Raw genomic sequence first — 19194 nt, forward strand, 5'->3', positions numbered from 1 at the left:
GTCTTGTGTACCGCGGGCTCAGCTGTCATTTCCTCGCTCGAGCTGAGTGAGGGAGAGTCCGCGTGGGCTGTCGGCATCGGACCCGGCCCCAACCCTCACGCCTGCCCTCAAACAGGCTCGGATATTCATCGCCACGATCGGCTCCGGGATGATGCCGACGCGTTCCGATCCAACGGATTGCTTCCGTGCTCATCGGCAACGAACCTGGACAACCGACCAGCGGCTCTTCGGTTTTGGCGGGCATCCGGTCGTCTCCGGAGCGCCGTCTGCGATGCCCGCTTGTTACCTAGGTCACTTGGCCTCGTTCGAAACGGGCAAAGGGGTCTCTCCGATGCGATCATTGGCCCAAGCGCAAGGGTCGCGCGACACTGCAGCGCATTCTGCATTCTTCGAGAAAGGCATCACCATGGGGGAATTCGGTACAGGTGTGTTTCGGACGGCCGTAGTGCCGGCGGCGGGAATGGGCACGCGATTTCTGCCGGCCACAAAGACCGTCCCCAAAGAGCTCCTTCCGGTGGTGGACACGCCCGGGATCGAGCTGGTGGCCGGTGAGGCAGCCGACTCGGGTGCCGAGAGGCTGGTCATTGTGACGTCACCCGGCAAGGACAGTGTGGTGGCGCATTTCGTCGAAGACCTGGTTCTGGAAAATGCTCTCGCTGCCAGGGGCAAACACAAGCTGCTCGAGAGGGTCCGCAGGGCTCCCGGTCTCCTTGCGGTGGAGTCGGTAGTGCAGGAACAGCCGTTGGGGCTGGGTCACGCCGTCGGATGCGCAGAGGTGGTGCTGGGGCCGGACGAGGACGCGGTCGCGGTCCTGCTGCCGGACGATTTGGTTTTGCCGAACGGAGTACTCGAGATCATGTCTCGCGTGCGAGCCAAGCGGGGCGGATCCGTGTTGTGTGCCATCGATGTCACCAAAGAGGAGGTGAGCGCATATGGAATCTTCGACGTCGAGACGGTGCCCGATGCCGCAAACCCCAATGTGCTGAGGGTAAAAGGCATGGTGGAGAAGCCGAAGCTCGAGGACGCGCCATCGACGCTCGCGGCTGCGGGCCGTTATCTCTTGGACCGGGCGATTTTCGGGGCGCTCCGCCGTATCCGTCCGGGCGCGGGCGGCGAGCTGCAATTGACGGACGCCATCGCACTGCTGATCGCCGAGGGGCATCCCGTGCACGTAGTGGTACATCGCGGTGCGCGGCACGACCTCGGTAATCCCGGCGGGTATCTCCGTGCCTCCGTAGATTTGGCGCTCGAGCATCCCGAGTACGGGGCGGACCTGCGGGATTGGCTGCAGCATCGCGTGAACATCGAAGAATAGGCTTTGTTTCAGTGCACTCTCATGTCGCAGTGCTAGTCATCGTCGTTATCGCATTGTTACTGCTCGGTATCAAGCGCGCAAAATACTCGAGCCTCGGCAACATGGCCAGTACGAGGCCATGAGTTGGCCCCTAGAGGCTTTCGCGAAGGTCCGATTGGGTTGCTGCTCGTCTCGCTGACCAGCATCGAAACACGTTCTCGCTGTTGTGAATAGATTGCTGTGAGTCTCGTCACTACGGACCGCTCGGTGTGTAACGATGGGGCCAATAGTGCGATCATCATGTGGCAGCAAGACTCGGGGGGCGGTCTTCAACTACCGCCACACAGGTCGCGAGACGGTAACGCTCCGGCTCATTTGGTTCCTAGTTGGAAGGCGCGAATAGTGACGTCGTTCGGTGTTTCGCTCGATTCGGCAACCGCTGCTCAGGGCGCCGCGCCCGTCTCTGGACGCGAACTACAGCCCAGTGGTCGGCGTGCATGGCAGGCCACATACATCCGGCGGTTGTGGGTGTCGGACACGTTAGTCGTGATCGCCGCCGTGGCGCTCGCGCAGTGGGTGCGCTTCGGCGACAGCGGTGTCTTGCAGACCACTGTATTTCCTCAAACTCTAAGCTACACGCTGGTCTCGGGCCTACTGGTCCTGTCATGGCTCGCCACCCTCAGCATCTTCCGGACCCGCACGGTTCGCGTGATCGGCAGTGGACCGGATGAGTACCGGAGAATATTTGTCTCCACGGTCAGGCTCTTTGGCTTGATCGCCATCCTTTCCCTTCTGTTTCGCCTTGACCTCGCTCGCCTGTATCTCGCGATCGCCTTTCCAGTCGGGCTCATCGGCCTCACAGTCAGCCGGTGGGCATGGCGTCGAGTGATCGCCCGCAAGCGGTCCCGCGGAGAGTTCCAAACCTCTGTGCTGGTGGTGGGCGGTGAACGCTCAGTACGCAACCTGGCGGAATCGTTCGAGCGCGGCACGGCCGACGGTTACCGCGTAGTAGGTACTTGCATCCCGGGGCACACAGGCGAGCGCAACGACAAGATAATTGTCGGTGGGCGCGATATCCCTGTCTTCGGCGACGAACGAGACGTCGTGCACGCCCTCGGTTTCTGCCACGCCGACACGGTCGCGGTGACCGCTACCGAGCATCTCGGACACGAAGGCATGCGTACACTCGCGTGGGACCTGGAACCACATCACGTGGATCTCGTTGTCGCTCCCGGAATGATGGACGTTTCGGGACCACGCCTATCGATGCGGCCGGTGGCAGGGCTTCCGCTGATCCACGTGGAAAAGCCGCAGTATCACGGGGCGAAGAAGTTTTCGAAGCTCTCGTTTGACTTCGTGTTCGCAATCCTCGCACTCGTCCTCATCAGCCCGGTGATGATTGCTGCTGCCCTGGCCATCAAGCTGACCAGCAGGGGGCCGGTATTCTACAAGTCGGAACGTATGGGGTTGGACGGCAAGCCATTTCCCATGCTCAAATTCCGCAGCATGGTCGTTGACGCGGATAAGCAGGTGGCATCGTTGCTTACGGCGAACGAGGGCGCCGGCGTGCTGTTCAAGATGCGTGACGACCCCAGGGTGACCAAAGTTGGAAATTTCCTTCGCAAGTACAGCCTGGACGAATTGCCACAGTTCATTAACGTCCTGCGCCGCGAAATGAGTGTGGTTGGGCCACGCCCTCCCCTGCGGCGAGAAGTAGAGGCCTACGACGGGGCCGTGCGGCGCCGGCTGCTGGTCAAGCCTGGAATCACAGGGTTGTGGCAGGTCAGCGGACGATCAGACCTTTCGTGGGACGAGACTGTGCGGCTGGATCTTTCGTATGTGGAGAACTGGTCGATGGTGGGGGATGCGCTGATCATCGGAAAGACGGTTAGGGCGGTGGTGGCGGGTGACGGTGCTTACTAATAAAGCTGGCCGCTATCTCTTCGACACCCATCGTACAAGCCTTCCGGTTCCCGGATGGTCGGTAACCAATCTTGGTCGACGATCTCCTAAGCCTAGTTCGAAATGAGTCGTACCCGATCGCCATAAGATAAACCATTAGAGAATGAGGTGGCATGACGCCCAAACTAAAGCCGTGTGGTGATTGAGAATGCCGAAGCGAATTCTGTATTGCCATCCGGGAGCCGAACTCTATGGCAGCGATCGGATGGCGGCGGTGACAATTCAGGGCCTAAGAGGCGCCGGACACACCGTTACGGTCGTTTTGCCCAACCATGGACCACTTGTCGATCACTTGACAACAGGCGATACTGACCTCATAGTGCAAAATGTGCCAGTACTTCGGAAGGAGTACCTTTCGCCCCGAGGAATGCTTAGCCTCATCTTAAATTCGATTGTGGCATTGGGTCGGGCTATGCAAACCATCCGCGATACAGGGGCGGAGATCGTCTACGTCAATACTCTCACGCAGCCACTCTGGATAATCGCGGCGAAGGTAACTCGGCGGCCGATCGTTTGTCACGTAAGAGAACTTGAGCAAGGCAGATCCCGGCTTCTTCGGTCTATTCTTGTCCGTCCACTCCAACTGGTAAACGGCATTGTCTGCAACAGTAGGGCAACAAAAGACTTTGTTATGCAGAACGCGAATATTCCAGCGAGCGTCGTAGACGTTGTTTACAACGGAAAAGACTGGGCAGAATACTTTTCCCACACCCCGGCGCCCTTTCGGACACCGGTTCGAATCCTGCTGGTCGGGCGAATCAGCCCTCGCAAAGGCCAGGATATCGCAATCCGCGCTATAGATCGACTAAGCCGAGCGGGGGTGAAAGTGAGCCTAACATTCGCAGGTGACGTATTCGATGGATACGATTGGTACAAGGACGAACTGATCAAACTCGAAGAGCAGCTGGGTGTTGATGAAAGCTGTAACTACCTTGGATTCGTCGAGAATACCAAACAACTACTCGCAGACGCAGACATCGTCATTGTTCCATCCCGACAGGAACCGTTTGGGACCGTCGCAGCCGAGGCAATGGCCGCCATGCGTCCAACTATTGTTAGCGATGTAGAAGGATTGGCAGAGATCGTGGTCAATGGTGTAACCGGACTGACCGTGCCACCCGGCGATGACGAAGCCCTCGCAAGCGCGATATCAACGCTAATTTGCAACCCGCTACAAGCAGCCGATCTGGCCGTTAGTGGATTTAAGTATGTCAACGCAAAGTTCTCGACAGATCGCTACAATGCAGGAATACAGGATGCTGTCCTGCGTGTTTGCTAAATACTTGTATTATATGCATTGGGGCTAAATATGGAATATATGATCTACCTGATCCTACCAGTTCTCGCGCTAGCAGCCATTGCGCCACTAATCTTTCCTCGAATTACCGGCTGGAACGGAGTCGCGATTGTCGTTGCGTTCTCTTTACTTTGCCTTGGTAGCAGCCCCATTGTACCAAGCAATACGAGGCTCACTGTCTTGCTCTTGACACTATTGGTATTGAGTGTCGCCTACTTTCGTAGGCCTGGCGGAATTGAAGCCTCGCCCACTCGCATCAAATGGGTAAACTTTTGGATAGCTGTGTGGTTCGCGATGCTGATACTGGTTACCGCTCTTCATTCGTATCCTCTGACGGTCCTAATGCTAATGGCAGGGATATCTGTATGTGCAGTCGAGATCTGCCGACGTGGCTGCGACGCAGATAGGGAGACAATCAAGTACGGAATCGTGGTCGTTGCAGTTGCGCAAACGCTGATTGCATTCATAGAGTTAGTTGTAACGCATATACCTATATTATGGGGATACGGACGTTACGCCGACGGTACTGAAGTGAAGCTTGCCAATCCCTTGCTTGGCCCCGAGATTGTACGTACTCAGGGAACTATGGGGCACCCGATAGTTCTGTCAACCCTGCTTGTTATCGCCGTTTTGATAATAATAGATGGGGGAACGATCAGAACTCGTTGGATTAAGTATCCGATCTTCGGACTTTTGGCTTTCGGATTGCTAATTTCAGGGACAAGAAGCGCCTTCGTTGCGCTCGCTATCGCGGTAGTGTTCTCATCGGTGCTGCACGTCAATGCAAGAGACCGGTGGCGGAACCTGATCACGGTGCTGGCTGTGTCGGGCACACTTCTCATTTTCGATTTTGGCATTCGGCAGATATGGGCAGACCTCGTTGGCTCCGGTTCATACACCAATCGTGCGGCCGCGATAAGTGCCCTGCCCGGTCTGTTTAATTTGAACATCTCAAGACTGCTGTTAGGTAGCGGGTTTGGATCGGAGAACGATCTATTCCAGGCAGGGTATCTGCAGCAGAATGGGTTTCGGATCGTGGACAATCAACTTGTTACCACGATCGCCACCAACGGATTGTTCGGTTTCGTCATTCTTATAGCACTAATTACGGTCGGAATCGCAAAGGGAAATTCGCTTTTTGGCTCTGCGTTGGTTGCAATGGGCGTCATGATGTTTTCATTTGACTACCTACGGTGGCCGGCGATAGCATTCCTTTTCTTCATTCTTGTCGCTCTGGGAGCTGGATCGACCAGGTCGGACCTAGGGCGCGATGCACGACCGCACGCCGGAAGCAGTAACAAGAAGAATGCAGATCTAGTGCTGGCACGTGAAGGGTATGTCGCATGAATTCGGCAATGGCGACTTTGTCGCGAAGGCTCCGCGAGCTGCGCGGACGGGGGCTGCGTGACGACTCACAGCAAGACCACAAGATCCGGGTTCTCTATCTAAACGTTACGGATTGCGAATATCCGAGGAACAGAACCCTGAGAAAAGTGTTAGACAGCTCGCAGTGGAATGTCATCGTTATTCAGCGATTAAGTGGAGTGCCGTATCCCCTACGCTGCGCCGCTATGTTCTTCCAAGCAATGAAACAAGTGAGAATGAACTCCGTGGTGATCATGTCCGAGTTCGGAAATTCGTATGCTTGGGTGTCGTATCTCGTTGCCAGGCTTTCGAGATCGGTTCATGTTGTTGATGGTTTTATTGGTATGCATGAAACGCACGTTCAGGATCGGGGAACTTACTCCAACGCGTCGTTGAAAGGCCGTGTGTATTCGATTCTTGATAAAGTTGCCTTGCACACGTCAGATTTGTATCTGATCGATACTCTCATTCGTGGTAGAGAACTAAGTCGGCGAGAACGGTTTCCTGACGGCAGAATCATGGCGGTACCAGTTGGTGCGCCAGAGTGGGCTACTTCAACCTCGGTTTGGGAGCGGCAGCCGAATCGCTTGCGGATTCTCTACTATGGAAACTTCACGCGGTTGCATTCCGTTGACACGGTGATCCGAGCCCTTCCGCTAGTTAGACGCAACATTGGAATAGAAGTTTTGCTCATTGGGGATTTGAAGGCTGCACAGCCGACTATGGATTTGGTGTCCGCACTGGGGCTAGGTGACTGTGTCACATTCAACGATTTACTTCCTGAATCTGAGCTTCGAACCCGTATTCATCAGGCTGATGTCGTGCTAGGCGTATTTGGTGATTCCGCAAAGGCCAAGTCGGTCATCGCGAACAAAGTGTGGCAGGGCCTGTGCTGTGGGCGGTATGTATTAACTCAACGGAGTATCGCGTTTGATGAGATTGAGAAATTTTCGGCTCCGCTTCTGCGGACCGTTGATGCTCAAGATAGAGAGTCTGTGGCTAAGGCATTAGTTGATATTGCCCTTGAGCCGGGACTGCCTGTGGCGGAAATCGAGGTCACTAGGCGTGCTTTGATAGCATACGCCCGCGAAGGACAAACCGCATTTGCGCATCGCATAGAGGAACTCCAATTGTCGAAATTCTCCGCCGGCATGAGAGGATAGGATTGCGGTGAGTCATTATGCAGGATTATCGAATGCGAATTTGGATTTTGGAATGAGTGCCAAAATTGGTAAGGTGCGCTCACGGATGGGTCGGCGACGAGTTGATCGGGCGGCGAACGAGATCGCCGGCAGCGCATCATACCGTGGTTTGGATGTGAACAGCCTAGCTTTCGTTCCCATTCGAACAGGCATAATTTCGCCAAGGCTAAACATCGTGTTGCCTGAGTTGCACCCGGGTGCGTTCTTTGCGGGTATACGTACTGCATTGGACGTTGGGCTCAGAGTCGCGTCCACGGTCGGACTGCAGCCGCGCCTGATCGTAATGAGGAACAGCCCGTTTGGCTCCACACGGCGCGCCACGTACGCGTTGTTGAGTCGGGAGTTCGGTCTGGAGGAGTCGCAGTTCAGCCTGTTCGACCCAGCAGGCTTGATGGATACGACTATTAGTGAAAATGATGTGTGGATGGCAACCCACTGGACGACAGCGCACGCTTTGGATATTGCTTCAAGACTCGGCCGCATATCGCCCTCGCGAGTGCTCTATTTGGTGCAGGATTATGAAGCGGGGTTTTCGGCCTGGTCAAGTGAGTATGCGTTGGCACGTTCAACGCTACATACCGGTTTTCACCTAATCGTGAATTCGTCGCCGCTGGCATTGTATTTGACTTCGGTTGAAAATATTGCGGTTAGAGATGAACTTGTATTCGCCCCGAGTCTTGATATGAGTCGATTGGAGATCGCCGCAGCTCACCGTCGCGTGGATTCTTCGAAGACCCGTATTCTATTCTACGGGCGACCGAGTAAGCCTCGAAACTTGTTTCGTATCGGTTGTTCATCGCTTTATAGGCTATCGAGCCGTATCTTGGCCAATGGGCATGAGGTAGAGTTCAGTTCCGCAGGTGAAGCCCATCCCAACATCGCATTAGACGGCGCGGTTCTTACGTCCGTCGGAAAGTTGGGTTGGCATGAATATTTCGATGTTCTCGCAAGAACTGACATCGTGTTTTCACTGCAGCACAGTCCTCATCCCTCTCATCCGCCCCTTGATGCCGTTTGTAGTGGGGCGATCGCGGTAACAAATGAGATGGGAGGGACGCGAGACGGTTTGCATGAGCGCCTGTTGGTCAGTCGGCCGGACCCTGACGAGCTAGCGAACAAACTTTGTCTAGCGGTCGAACGTGCGCGGAGCGGTGGTCTCGGTGGCTTTGATCCGTCGTTCATCAAAAATCTTGGTCGTGAACTGGACGACGTCGTCAGAGTAATATCGGCCGAAATCGAGCTGTGATGAAGCGGTGGCTTGTCGGACATCTGGGCCGCGTATTCTCGGTTTTCCCCTACATTGTGATTCCCCTCGTCTCGGCAGGTACCCCTCTGCTTGCTATCCCTGCTATCACGGCTCGCTATGGTTCTGACGGCTGGGCGACAATGGCTATCGCCCAGTCAATTGGTTCTACGGCAGCGCTGATCGCGGAGTTGGGCTGGAGTGTGACGGGCCCGCAGCAGGTAGCGAGGGCACAGGCGACAGATCGGGTCGCCTTGTATCGCTACGCGTTGACGACGAAGCTTACCGTGCTTGCATCGTTGTGCTTGCCCGTAATTCTTGCAACCTTTTCGATCTGCGATTCCTTTAAAATTGGCGGGGTCTTGGTTGCGTTAGGCTCGGCAAGTCTTGCGCTTAGTCCATCTTGGTATTTTATTGGTTTGGGGCAGCCTCGAGTTATTCTCATCTATGAGAGTATTCCTCGAGTGGTCCTGGTCGGAGCTTCCGCATTGCTAATATTTCGCGGTGAATCGATTGCGATGTTTGGGCTTGCCCTCGCTTTTTCCGTGGCGGGGACTTTAGTGCTTGTGGGTACCACGACTGGTCTGAGATGGTTTGTGTGGCGTGGAAATGTTGACCGGCTGCGAAGGCAGCGGACAGTAGCAATTGGGCGGATTATCGGTGGCCTCTACACGTCATTACCGGTGGCCCTAGTCGGAGTTATCAACGCGGGAGCCGTCCCTGAATTCAGCGCCGCCGATAGGTTGATGCGAATGGTTTTAAATGTTTTGTCGGGGGTCCCTAGCCGGCTGCAGAGTTGGATTGGTTCAGCGGACAGATCGGTGAGATCGGCTCGGGCGAAGTCTTCCGTGCGATATAATGCGGTACTTGGTCTCGCGGCTGGTCTGGTATTCGCCATCACGGCTCCAAGCGTAGCGTCGCTCCTGTTCTCCGGGGCGGTGCATATCGACTTTCTTCTTTCTGGCCTGTCTGGGCTCCTGCTATTTCTGATATGTGTGTCACGTGGTCTTGGCCTTGGGCTCGTCGGTGCCGGTCGCGCCAATTCGATTACTGTCTCGGTCGCTCTATGCGCGTTGCTGGGAGTTCCAGCGGTATTAATGCTTTCCATGGGGGTTGGTGCGCGAGGCGCAGTTCTGGGCGAGGTCATCGCGGAGGCTTTTGGTATTGCCATCCAATTGACCATATTGTCACGAACGTGGAATGTGCAGGAATCGTGGAGGCGTCATGCCGAGTGGGCGCGTTAGCGCAATTACACGGCACTCGCCAGTCGTTCGTTCAGCGCTTAGGCTCGTTCTCTTGTTTTGGATTCGACGCGGGTTTGGTTTGGCTTCTCGATGAGGATGTCCCGAGCCGCGGTCGTTTTTCTTTTCCGAGGAAGAATTTGTGCGGCGGGTGTAATGTGCCCTACTCGGCAGAACGGGTTGTTTCCATAAGTTTAGGGCTAAGCTTGGCCAGAAGTGCCTCCTCGTAGTCACGGCACACGGATTCCCACGTGTATCCATCTTGCTGTCGAGTGGTTGAGTTCTCTCGCAATTCATTCTGTAGGTCAGGTCTCTGCAGGACACGTGCGAGAGCGTCTGCGATCGCGTGCGCCTCAGGCTGGACGTAGATCCCAGTTGCACCTAGTACTTCTCGATTGAACACCGTATCTCGGGCAACGATCGGCGCGCCGCACGCCATTGCCTGAATAAGAGCCGGATTGGTACCTCCAACGCTGTGGCCATGGAAGTAGACCCCTGCATTTTGCCAAAGCGAGAACAGTATATTGTCGTTACTGATATGGCCCAGCCAATGTATTTTGTCGGACCCATCAGAGAGTTCTTTCGCTTTAACGTCGAGCTCTCCGCTATATCCCGAGGATCCGACGATAACAACGTCGTGTGTCTTGCCTAATTCGTGTGCCGCGAGGAAGAACTCTTCGACGGTATTTTCGGGAACAAAGCGCGCAACCATAAGTGCGTACGTTCGGGATCTCAGCCCCTCTACTGGTCGGAGGGCTTCGGGGACTGTTCCTCCGTAAGGAATGAATGTCCCGTCGCGATGAAATTCTGCTTTCCACCGACGAGCGATCTCCCGCGAGTCGAAAATGAGGTGGTCACCAATCTTCGCTGTGAGGTGTGCTCCGCACTTGAAGACAGCTCTTGCTGCCCGACCCCACTTGGCGCGCTCCCACTCGATTCCGTCCACATTTACAACTGTCGGGATCCCCCGTGCTTTGAGTAGAGGTAGCCAGTATCCATTTGCGACATTCATTACGAGCGCGACATCGGGACGGCTTCGACTAGCGTGAACTGACGACGAGAAGCCATATGTTAAAGTGCTGAGCGATTTACTCTCTACGCCCTTCGTGACAACGCTGTGGATCCGACGATCATGCTCGGGGTCATCAATCCTGGTTGATCCGTCGCGTCCGTATACCGTGACGTCCCAGCCTCGATCTGTGAGATAGGGGGCTAGCTGACGTAACAACGTTTCAAACCCGCCGTAGTAGCTCGGGTAACCCCGGGTGCCAATAATCGCAACTGATTTGCCCACGAGGCTCGTCCTCCGGTTGTCGTCACTGATCCGTGCGTTGGTTTCGCGCGGCCTTTTGGGCCTCACTTAAGGTGATCGGCGAGGCCTCGAGTATCCTATTACGGCGTGTAGCGGTTCGCACGACTGACCTCATGACTGCGGACGCGCGCGCGTTGGCTGCACGACGTAAACTAGGTCCCGGCGGGTTCGTCCTCAGCAGATTTCGCGGCGCCTCGCTAAACTCAGCGGGTACCTCACCCAACCTCAAGGGGATTTCGTGCGTATTTTAGTCACTGGTGGTGCTGGTTTCATTGGATCAAACTTTGTGAACGCTACCGCGCGCACGCGCGGTGGAGTCGAGATAACCGTGCTCGATGCGTTTACGTACGCGGGTTCGCGAAGCTCGCTATCGGCGGTTTGCGATGCGGTCAAGGTCGTGGAAGGCGACATCACTGACGTGGCGCTGGTGAACGAACTCGTTTCAGGCTCTGACGTGGTCGTCCACTTCGCCGCAGAATCCCACAACGACAACTCGCTTGCGGATCCATGGCCATTTGTGCAGACGAACGTCATTGGCACCTACACCCTCCTGGAAGCGGTGCGTAGGTACGATGTGAGGTATCACCACGTCTCGACCGACGAGGTGTATGGCGATCTGGCGTTGGATGATCCGACAAAGTTCACGGACCGCACGCCATACAACCCATCTAGTCCGTACTCTTCGACGAAGGCTGCCTCTGACATGCTCGTTCGTGCCTGGGTGCGATCATTTGGCGTCCAGGCGACACTGTCCAACTGCTCCAACAATTACGGGCCCTACCAGCACATCGAGAAGTTCATCCCTCGTCAGATCACGAACATTCTCTTAGGCGCTCGTCCGAAGCTGTACGGCGCGGGAAAGAATGTTCGCGACTGGATCCACGTTGAAGACCACAACACTGCCGTCTGGCGGATCCTCGAGTCGGGGTCGATCGGGCGAACTTACCTCATCGGTGCCAACGGCGAACTCGACAACCAGTCGGTCGTCCGAATGATTCTGGAACTGATGGGCAGAGACCCCGGCGACTTCGAACACGTCATCGACCGGCCGGGGCACGACATGCGATATGCCATTGACTCGTCGACAATGCGCGACGAACTCGGCTGGCACCCGCACTACACAAACTTTCGTGAAGGCCTGCAAGCCACCATCGACTGGTATCGGGATAACCGGAACTGGTGGGAGAACGATAAGGACGCCGTAGAGGCGCGTTACCAGGCGCAGGGGGCATGACAGTGGATGTTCGAGAGCTGAAGGTACCGGGCTCGTGGGAACTCACTCCCAAGCAGTTCGGGGACGACCGGGGAGTTTTCCTCGAATGGTTCAAAGAATCCACATTCGTGGAGGCAGTAGGACATCCACTGCACCTCGCGCAGGCAAACTGCTCGGTCTCGGCGGCGGGGGTTCTCCGGGGTGTCCACTTCGCGGATGTGCCTCCTGGCCAAGCTAAGTACGTCACCTGCGTCAGGGGAGCAGTTCTGGATGTTGTCGTCGATATACGTGTGGGATCACCCACCTTCGGGTCGTGGGACTCGGTTCTACTCGACGATCTGGATCGCCGTGCAATCTACTTATCCGAAGGGCTGGGTCATGCGTTCCTCTCTCTGGATGATGATTCGACAGTGGTATACCTGTGCTCGTCGGGCTACCAGCCTGGCCGCGAACATGGAATCAACCCGCTCGACCCTGAGATAGGAATCCAGTGGCCGATAACCTCGCGGTCGGGATTCGCACTCGAACTGATCCTGTCGGAGAAGGACGCATCAGCGCCCTCTCTGTCTGATGCAACGAACCAGGGACTGCTGCCCAGGTATGACGGCGTGAGGGAGTGGATGAATGGCCTCACCTAACGAAGCTCAGGAAACTTACACGACACCTGGTGTGAAGGAGATTCGCGCATGAAAGGCATTATCCTGGCCGGCGGTTCCGGCACTCGCCTGCACCCGATCACCATCGGAATCAGCAAGCAGCTCGTACCAGTCTACGACAAGCCGATGATCTACTACCCGCTCACGACACTGATGCTCGCCGGCATCCGCGAAATCCTGGTAATCACCACGCCGCACGACGCCGAACAGTTCCAGCGTCTACTCGGGGACGGATCTCAGTTCGGGGTAAGTCTCAGCTACGCAGTGCAGCAGGAACCGAACGGGCTCGCGCAGGCATTTGTGCTGGGAGCCGACCACATCGGCAGCGACTCCGCCGCCTTGGTTCTGGGCGACAACATCTTCTACGGTTCCGGCCTCGGCAACCAACTCGGCCGATTCGATCAACTGGACGGCGGCTCCATCTTCGCCTACTGGGTTGCGGATCCGTCCGCCTACGGTGTGGTCGAATTCGACGACCGGCGCCGTGCGCTGTCCCTCGAAGAGAAGCCGGCAACTCCCAAGTCCAATTTCGCGGTGCCTGGATTGTACTTCTACGACAACGACGTGGTGGAGATCGCAAAGAGCCTCCGGCCGTCCGACCGTGGCGAGTACGAAATCACGGATGTGAACCGCGCCTACCTCGAGCAGGATCGTCTTAACGTCGATGTCCTCCCCCGTGGTACTGCCTGGCTTGATACAGGCACTTTCGACTCACTTCTCGAAGCGTCGAACTACGTCCGCACCATCGAGCAGCGGCAGGGTTTGAAGATTGGCGCGCCGGAGGAAGCCGCGTGGCGGCAAGGGTTCATCTCGGACGACGAATTCCGAGTGCGCGCTGAGAAGCTGGTGAAGTCTGGCTACGGCTCCTATCTGCTAGAGCTCCTTGATTATCGCTAGTCCAATCGCCGAATCGCTGTAGATGCTTGCGCTCCGCCCCAGCATTCGCGGATGAACCGACAACAATCTCACTGGACAGAAACGAATGAGCACATGACCACACGCATTGCAGTCTTCGGAACCGGATATCTCGGGGCGACTCACGCCGCTTGCATGGCGGAGCTGGGTCACGATGTCCTAGGTGTTGATGTCGATACCGCCAAGCTCAAGAAACTTGAGGCCGGCGAGGTTCCTTTCTACGAACCCGGCCTAGAAGAGGTTCTGCGGCGAAATATCGCCGCCGGGCGCCTACGCTTCACCGCCTCATACGACGAGGCCGCGGCCTTCGCTGACGTCCACTTCCTTGGTGTCGGCACGCCGCAGAAGAAGGGAGAGTTCGCCGCGGACCTGAAGTACGTCGACGCCGTTATCACAAATTTGGCACCATTGATTACCGGTCCCGCAGTAATCTTCGGTAAGTCGACTGTTCCCGTGGGCACCGCCGAGCGGTTAGGCGTACTAGCGCGCGAGCTGTCGCCAGCCGGGGATGGTCTCGAGGTGGCATGGAACCCCGAGTTTCTTCGTGAAGGCTTCGCTGTCCAAGACACGCTGCACCCCGACCGCTTAGTGCTCGGTGTCGACCGCGTCTGTCCCGGACGCGCCGAGGAGGTTGCACGTAAAATCTACGCAAACCTCCTCGACGAAGACATCCCGTTTCTCGTCACCGACCTGGCGACAGCTGAACTCGTAAAGACATCCGCGAATGCATTTCTCGCCACAAAGATTTCGTTCATCAACGCGATATCTGAGGTATGCGAGGCAGCAGGAGCTGACGTGACGGTGTTAGCGGACGCGATCGGCCACGACGCACGCATCGGTCGTCGCTTCCTGAATGCAGGGGTCGGATTTGGCGGTGGTTGTCTCCCAAAGGACATCCGGGCCTTTATGGCACGTGCGGGCGAACTCGGCGCAGATCAGGCTCTTACTTTTCTTCGTGAGGTTGACAACATCAATATGCGACGCCGAACTCGTATGGTCGAGATGGCTCGGGAAGCCTGCGGATCGCTCTTGGGCGCGCGGGTAGCCGTACTTGGTGCTGCGTTCAAACCTGACTCTGATGACGTCCGAGACTCGCCTGCTTTGAACGTGGCAGGCCAGATCCAGCTGCAGGGCGCGACAGTGACTGTCTATGACCCGAAGGCGATGGACAACTCGCGCGCTCTATTCCCGACGCTTGGATATGCAAATACGACGCTGGATGCTTGCGAGGGCGCCGATGTTGTTCTCGTACTGACAGAGTGGCCCGAGTTCCAGAAGCTGCAGCCATCGGACCTCGAAGCTGTGGTGCGCAAGAATGTTCTCATCGACGGTCGCAACTGCTTAGATCCTCGACAGTGGCGCGAATCCGGATGGACGTACCGTGGACTGGGACGGCCATAGGCACGGAGCGCCATTAATCGTTGGATTCAAAGTTCGTCAGGGGTCATGCCCGTAGGGTTCGGTCGTCGTCGAGCCGTTCGAGGTGTCGGTGTAGCTCGGTGGTGGTGTATCGCTACTTGACCGGCAACGACGCATTCCCTCCGAGAACAACAGGAACCACTCACGGCACATGCATCACACCGGCCGCAGATACTTCGGGCTGAGACACGCCGGCCACTGCGAAAATCAGCGCGATCGGGCACTATCGCAGGCATGGCCGCACCCCCGGAATCGACGAAGAGCTCGCTGCGCTGGAAACTGCAGGGCGGGCCCAGGCAGGTGGTCACAGCTGGCCATGATCAACACGCGCTTCACGGCACCTTTGTCTATGTCTGTCTACGTCGACGACGTGCTGACTGACGCAACCTTGATGACGCTGATGCGACTGCGCTAAGGTGGATCGGCCAGTCGGTGGGGATTCACGATCTACCTCGTCAGCACCGACGAGTACCAGGACTCCGTCCTGCCCAATGGCGCCTTTGCCGGTAGTCCGCGAGATGCACTCGACGCCGCCTGCGGATGCAACCTCGCCGACACCGCCTGGCAACAACCCCGACGAACTTATGAATCCAACCACGGCCTGCCACAGGAGCTCCGATGATCCGGCGATTTTTCATGTTGCTAACTAGGCTGAGGTAGTGCGACGGTTTGTCACACTCCTAGTGGGCGCGGTGAGCGTGCTCGCTATGGTCATCGGCGGCGTGGGTATCGCGGGCTACTTCGTGTACACCAAGTCTCACGTTGATCCTGTGAAACCCGTTGACGCCATCATCGTGCTCGGCGGCGAGCACGACGGGCGCGAGGAATACGCTATAGGGCTTGCGCGCCGGGGCGTGTCGAAGAATCTGGTGCTGTCCAACGCCTATGGGACGGGCGACAAGAAAATGGTCGCGCTCTGTGCGACGAAGGACCCACGCTTCACCGTCACGTGCATCCCCCCAATCCCCGCGACGACACGAGGCGAGGCTCAGTTCACCCGGGACCTCGCGGAAAGAAACGGGTGGAGCAGCATCCTGGTGATTACCTGGCGTTACCACCTTCCACGGGCGAGATACATCTTCTCCCAGTGCTTCGATGGTGAGATCGTCATGCACCCCGTTCCGCGCGACTACAACTTCAGCCTGGCCGAATGGGAATACGCATACCTGTATCAGACGGTGGGGTTCGCCAAAGCGTTCCTACAGGGGCGGTGCTGACGGGCGCCCCGGTCTTCCGGTTACTGCAGGCGCGTCGGAATCTTCTCGAACGCAATGCTCCCCACATCGGCCAAGATGTACCCCACAATCGCCATCGACACGCCACCCAAGACGGCCCAGCAAGCCAATTGAAACGTCCGACGCCGTGATCGTCGTTCGCCGTCTTGGCCGAGAACCAGCGCGGTGAGCGCCGTGAACGGGGCCATGGAACCGAGAAACCCGACGCCGAAGAACGCGTAGCCGTCCCCACTCCGGCCCGAGGCAACAACAATGCCGAGCAACACGCACGCACACGTCGTCAGCAGGAGTACGACTCGGCCCGCACCGATACGAGGACAAAGCGCCGTCACGGCCAGGTAGTGCACCATCGCTCCCGCGGCGCCGCCGGCCGCTACCCACCAGCCGTAGTCGATCGACGTCGACACGTTCACTGCGCATGCCTCCTCGCACGACGTGCGTGAATCGGGAGAACGAACGCGCACGCCCGGCCGGCCCACGCCGCACCGGCAGCCACAACGGGCGTCAACGCGAGACACAGCACACCCACGCGGGGTGAGGTGAGTGTGACGCCCTGTACCGCAAAGAAACTGAATGTAGTGAAACCCGCGAGAACGCCAAACATGAGAAATGCACGGACGATGGCCGTCGAATCGCGACCCGTATCCGGAATGACGCCGATGCACAGACCGAAGAGGAAGCATCCTACGACGTTGATGGTGAAGGTGGTGAACGGAAACGTCGCAGCGTCGTCGGGCCAGCACCGCCACACTCGGTATCGCAGGGCGGCGCCCAACGCGCCGCCCGCCGCCACGGCCAGGGCCGTGGCGGCGGTGCGGGATCCGTCGGAGAGCATTCCGAATCAAGCGCCGCAGTCGGGCACGTTCACCGTCACGGTCGGATCATCCACCAGCGGCTGCACCGGAACTCGTGCCTCGCCGGGCGTTGCGGGCTCGGTCAGCTCGTACTTGATCTCGGTGCTTTGCCCTTGCCTGACGGGGACCAGGATGTCGAACAGGGGATGACCGAGCTCCTTGCCGGTGAGGAACATGGCCGGCTTGCCGTCGACGGTCACTTTCCGCAGCTGAGCGCCCTGCGTCGCGAGGAGCGAGACAGCGGACACATTGGTGCCCTTCGGAACCCCGAGGGTGTTGATGAACGTTCCCGCCACGTAGTCGGGGAAGTCGCCCGGCGGCGTGTTGTTGGTCAGCTTGACCGTGACCGTCGAGCGTCGGGTGTCGCCGGCGCAACTCTCCGCCGTGTAGTCGATCTCGCGCGTGGTGTGGTAGTCGAGTTTGCCGCCGGCCTGGTTGTTGATCACCACACCGGCGAACGGTGCGGCGTCCTCGGGCACGGTGTGGCCCAACGGTGTCCCGGCCAGGACGGCCTGCTCCTCCGGGCGGGAGCTCCACACGGCGATGCGGCGCTCACCGGCAGCGCGACCGAGTGCGTCGAGCAGCTTCTGCGGCGACTGGATCTGACCGGTCATCTTGTCGATCACGCGGGCGGCCACCGTCTGCAGGTACTGCTTACGCGCGTTGTTGTCGTCCGCGAACCGGACGTAGGCGGTCGATTCGGTCAGTTCCACAACGTTGTCCGCATTGATCACTTCGCCGTCCGGCATGGTGACCGGACCGATGGCGCCGAGCAGATAGCTCAGGGCGATCGGGTCGGTGGCAATCGCCCCGTCCACCTGTTCGCCTGATTCCTGGGCCCACATCGATTTCCAGATTTGCGCGGCGTAGGGAAAGTGTGAGCTCAAGTTGCTGTTACGGATGTCTGTGGTGGGGCGACTGCGGCCATATTGCGCGGCGAACTCCGGGCCCAGATCCAAGGGGGCCGGTGCGCCGGCAAGGTCTGTATTCCGTCCCAGGGTATCCACGCGTGCCACACCGTCATTCGCGCGAATGACACCAAAGCCGCCCAGCAGGCCGCCGGTTCCACGCGCCTCGGCGTTGGTTTGGAACGCCATGAAGTAGTTGCGGGGGCCGTCGGCGCCCAGCATTGCGGGCGCGACCTTCGCGGCAAGTGCCGTGTTACCGATTAGTTTCGACAAATCTTCTGTCTGAACTTGAAGTTGGGTTCTCGCATTGATAACCGCGTCGAGGTACGAGGGCTCGTTGATGTCCTGTGCCTCGATGTTCAATTGTCTAGCCGCAGCTGCTGTCTCGTCGAGAACGGGAGAGGCATCCCGTAGCGGCTGCAGGTTTACCTTGCCGCCCGTCGCGATCAACTCGTTGGGGGCCAACGACGTCCCGGCGGCCACCGCCGGCGTCAGCACCTCGGACGTGAGGCCATGCACCACTGCGGAAATCTGCTGCGACGTCTCGAACGGGCTGCCGAGCCATGGGATGGCCGAGGCGATGCTCCACGGGATCGAATGCGTGTTGTCGTAGGCGCGGGAGGCGTACTTGTCCGCGTCGGCGGACGTGCGCTGCGCATCTTCTGTATTACCGTCCAGTAAGGCGTCTTTGGCAAGCTGCGCGTGATGGCGTGCCTCGTTGAGATTGGCCTGCGCCTCGCGGGCCGTGTACCCGAGCCAGGCGCCGAACGCGACGACGGCCAGTGCTGCGACGGAACCGCCGGCGATGATGCGGCGCCGGCGCTTGTAGGCCTTGGATAGGACGGTGGTGCGTTTGCGTACGCGCCGGGCGGAAGGGGTGTCCGGGGGAGTAGCGTCCCGGGGGTCCGGATTGTCGTTACCCGACGTGCCCGTGACGTTCTCGTCCATGCAGATCGGCTCCTGTCTGGTAGGTGAGGAGACCATACCGTGAGGTAGCTCGCTCTGCCGCCCCCCAGGGGTGGAACGCAGACCGTTTGCCCCGTATTGTCTGCGCAAAGAACTCCACTGGAGATCCCAA

The 19194-nt window shown here is 58.0% G+C and carries 15 protein-coding genes; 11 read left to right on the forward strand and 4 right to left on the reverse strand.

What is annotated here, in order from left to right; genetic code table 11:
- Nucleotides 1-406: 406 nt before the first annotated feature.
- The 6 genes from MLGJGCBP_RS15090 (at nucleotide 407) to MLGJGCBP_RS15115 (ending at nucleotide 8366) form a co-directional block, all read left to right on the forward strand.
- Nucleotides 407-1315, forward strand: a complete 909-nt coding sequence (locus tag MLGJGCBP_RS15090) for a UTP--glucose-1-phosphate uridylyltransferase (RefSeq protein WP_160096613.1) — start codon at nucleotides 407-409, stop codon at nucleotides 1313-1315.
- 378 nt (nucleotides 1316-1693) lie between these two features.
- Nucleotides 1694-3217 carry a sugar transferase gene (locus MLGJGCBP_RS15095; RefSeq protein WP_160096615.1) on the forward strand — a complete coding sequence of 508 codons (1524 nt, stop codon included), beginning with the start codon at nucleotides 1694-1696 and terminating at the stop codon, nucleotides 3215-3217.
- Nucleotides 3218-3404: 187 nt separating this feature from the next.
- The gene (locus tag MLGJGCBP_RS15100; protein ID WP_160096568.1) at nucleotides 3405-4535 is read left to right on the forward strand and encodes a glycosyltransferase family 4 protein; all 1131 of its coding nucleotides are present in this window, start codon (nucleotides 3405-3407) and stop codon (nucleotides 4533-4535) included.
- Nucleotides 4536-4982: 447 nt separating this feature from the next.
- Nucleotides 4983-5900 (forward strand): O-antigen ligase family protein, encoded by a 918-nt coding sequence (locus MLGJGCBP_RS15105; RefSeq protein ID WP_160096570.1) that lies wholly within the window; start codon nucleotides 4983-4985, stop codon nucleotides 5898-5900.
- The gene (locus MLGJGCBP_RS15110) at nucleotides 5897-7081 is read left to right on the forward strand and encodes a glycosyltransferase (RefSeq protein WP_160096571.1); all 1185 of its coding nucleotides are present in this window, start codon (nucleotides 5897-5899) and stop codon (nucleotides 7079-7081) included. The genes MLGJGCBP_RS15105 and MLGJGCBP_RS15110 overlap by 4 nt, the downstream gene beginning before the upstream one ends.
- 7 nt (nucleotides 7082-7088) lie before the next feature.
- Nucleotides 7089-8366: a rhamnosyltransferase WsaF family glycosyltransferase gene (locus MLGJGCBP_RS15115; protein ID WP_160096572.1), complete on the forward strand. Its 1278-nt coding sequence runs from the start codon at nucleotides 7089-7091 to the stop codon at nucleotides 8364-8366.
- Nucleotides 8367-9767: 1401 nt separating this feature from the next.
- On the opposite strand, the gene MLGJGCBP_RS15120 is transcribed toward MLGJGCBP_RS15115, so the two are convergent.
- Nucleotides 9768-10898: a glycosyltransferase gene (locus MLGJGCBP_RS15120; RefSeq protein WP_160096573.1), complete on the reverse strand. Its 1131-nt coding sequence runs from the start codon at nucleotides 10896-10898 to the stop codon at nucleotides 9768-9770.
- A gap of 256 nt (nucleotides 10899-11154) precedes the next feature.
- Between MLGJGCBP_RS15120 and rfbB the strand changes: the two genes are divergently transcribed.
- The 5 genes from rfbB (at nucleotide 11155) to MLGJGCBP_RS15145 (ending at nucleotide 16336) form a co-directional block, all read left to right on the forward strand.
- Entirely contained in the window at nucleotides 11155-12150 is a 996-nt protein-coding gene (gene rfbB, locus MLGJGCBP_RS15125) for a dTDP-glucose 4,6-dehydratase (RefSeq protein WP_160096574.1), read from the forward strand.
- Nucleotides 12151-12152: 2 nt separating this feature from the next.
- Complete coding sequence (gene rfbC, locus MLGJGCBP_RS15130; protein WP_201453069.1) at nucleotides 12153-12767, forward strand: dTDP-4-dehydrorhamnose 3,5-epimerase; 615 nt, start codon at nucleotides 12153-12155, stop codon at nucleotides 12765-12767.
- A gap of 48 nt (nucleotides 12768-12815) precedes the next feature.
- Nucleotides 12816-13682, forward strand: a complete 867-nt coding sequence (gene rfbA / locus MLGJGCBP_RS15135; protein ID WP_160096576.1) for a glucose-1-phosphate thymidylyltransferase RfbA — start codon at nucleotides 12816-12818, stop codon at nucleotides 13680-13682.
- A 93-nt stretch (nucleotides 13683-13775) separates the two neighbouring features.
- Complete coding sequence (locus tag MLGJGCBP_RS15140; RefSeq protein WP_160096577.1) at nucleotides 13776-15101, forward strand: UDP-glucose dehydrogenase family protein; 1326 nt, start codon at nucleotides 13776-13778, stop codon at nucleotides 15099-15101.
- Between the two features lie 710 nt (nucleotides 15102-15811).
- Nucleotides 15812-16336, forward strand: a complete 525-nt coding sequence (locus MLGJGCBP_RS15145; protein WP_328799516.1) for a YdcF family protein — start codon at nucleotides 15812-15814, stop codon at nucleotides 16334-16336.
- Between the two features lie 20 nt (nucleotides 16337-16356).
- Here the strand turns inward: MLGJGCBP_RS15145 and MLGJGCBP_RS15150 are convergent, their stop codons facing one another.
- From MLGJGCBP_RS15150 to MLGJGCBP_RS15160, 3 genes are read right to left on the reverse strand one after another with little or no spacing between them, the layout of a single operon-like run.
- Nucleotides 16357-16767 carry a hypothetical protein gene (locus MLGJGCBP_RS15150; protein WP_160096578.1) on the reverse strand — a complete coding sequence of 137 codons (411 nt, stop codon included), beginning with the start codon at nucleotides 16765-16767 and terminating at the stop codon, nucleotides 16357-16359.
- On the reverse strand, nucleotides 16764-17189 hold the full coding sequence (locus MLGJGCBP_RS54315) for a fluoride efflux transporter FluC (RefSeq protein WP_160096579.1): 426 nt from the start codon (nucleotides 17187-17189) through the stop codon (nucleotides 16764-16766). The genes MLGJGCBP_RS15150 and MLGJGCBP_RS54315 overlap by 4 nt, the downstream gene beginning before the upstream one ends.
- 6 nt (nucleotides 17190-17195) lie before the next feature.
- Nucleotides 17196-19064 carry a DUF4012 domain-containing protein gene (locus MLGJGCBP_RS15160; protein WP_160096581.1) on the reverse strand — a complete coding sequence of 623 codons (1869 nt, stop codon included), beginning with the start codon at nucleotides 19062-19064 and terminating at the stop codon, nucleotides 17196-17198.
- Nucleotides 19065-19194 lie beyond the last annotated feature (130 nt).

Origin of the sequence: Rhodococcus sp. T7 (genome assembly GCF_009872365.1) — a bacterium.
Lineage (GTDB): Bacteria > Actinomycetota > Actinomycetes > Mycobacteriales > Mycobacteriaceae > Rhodococcus_F.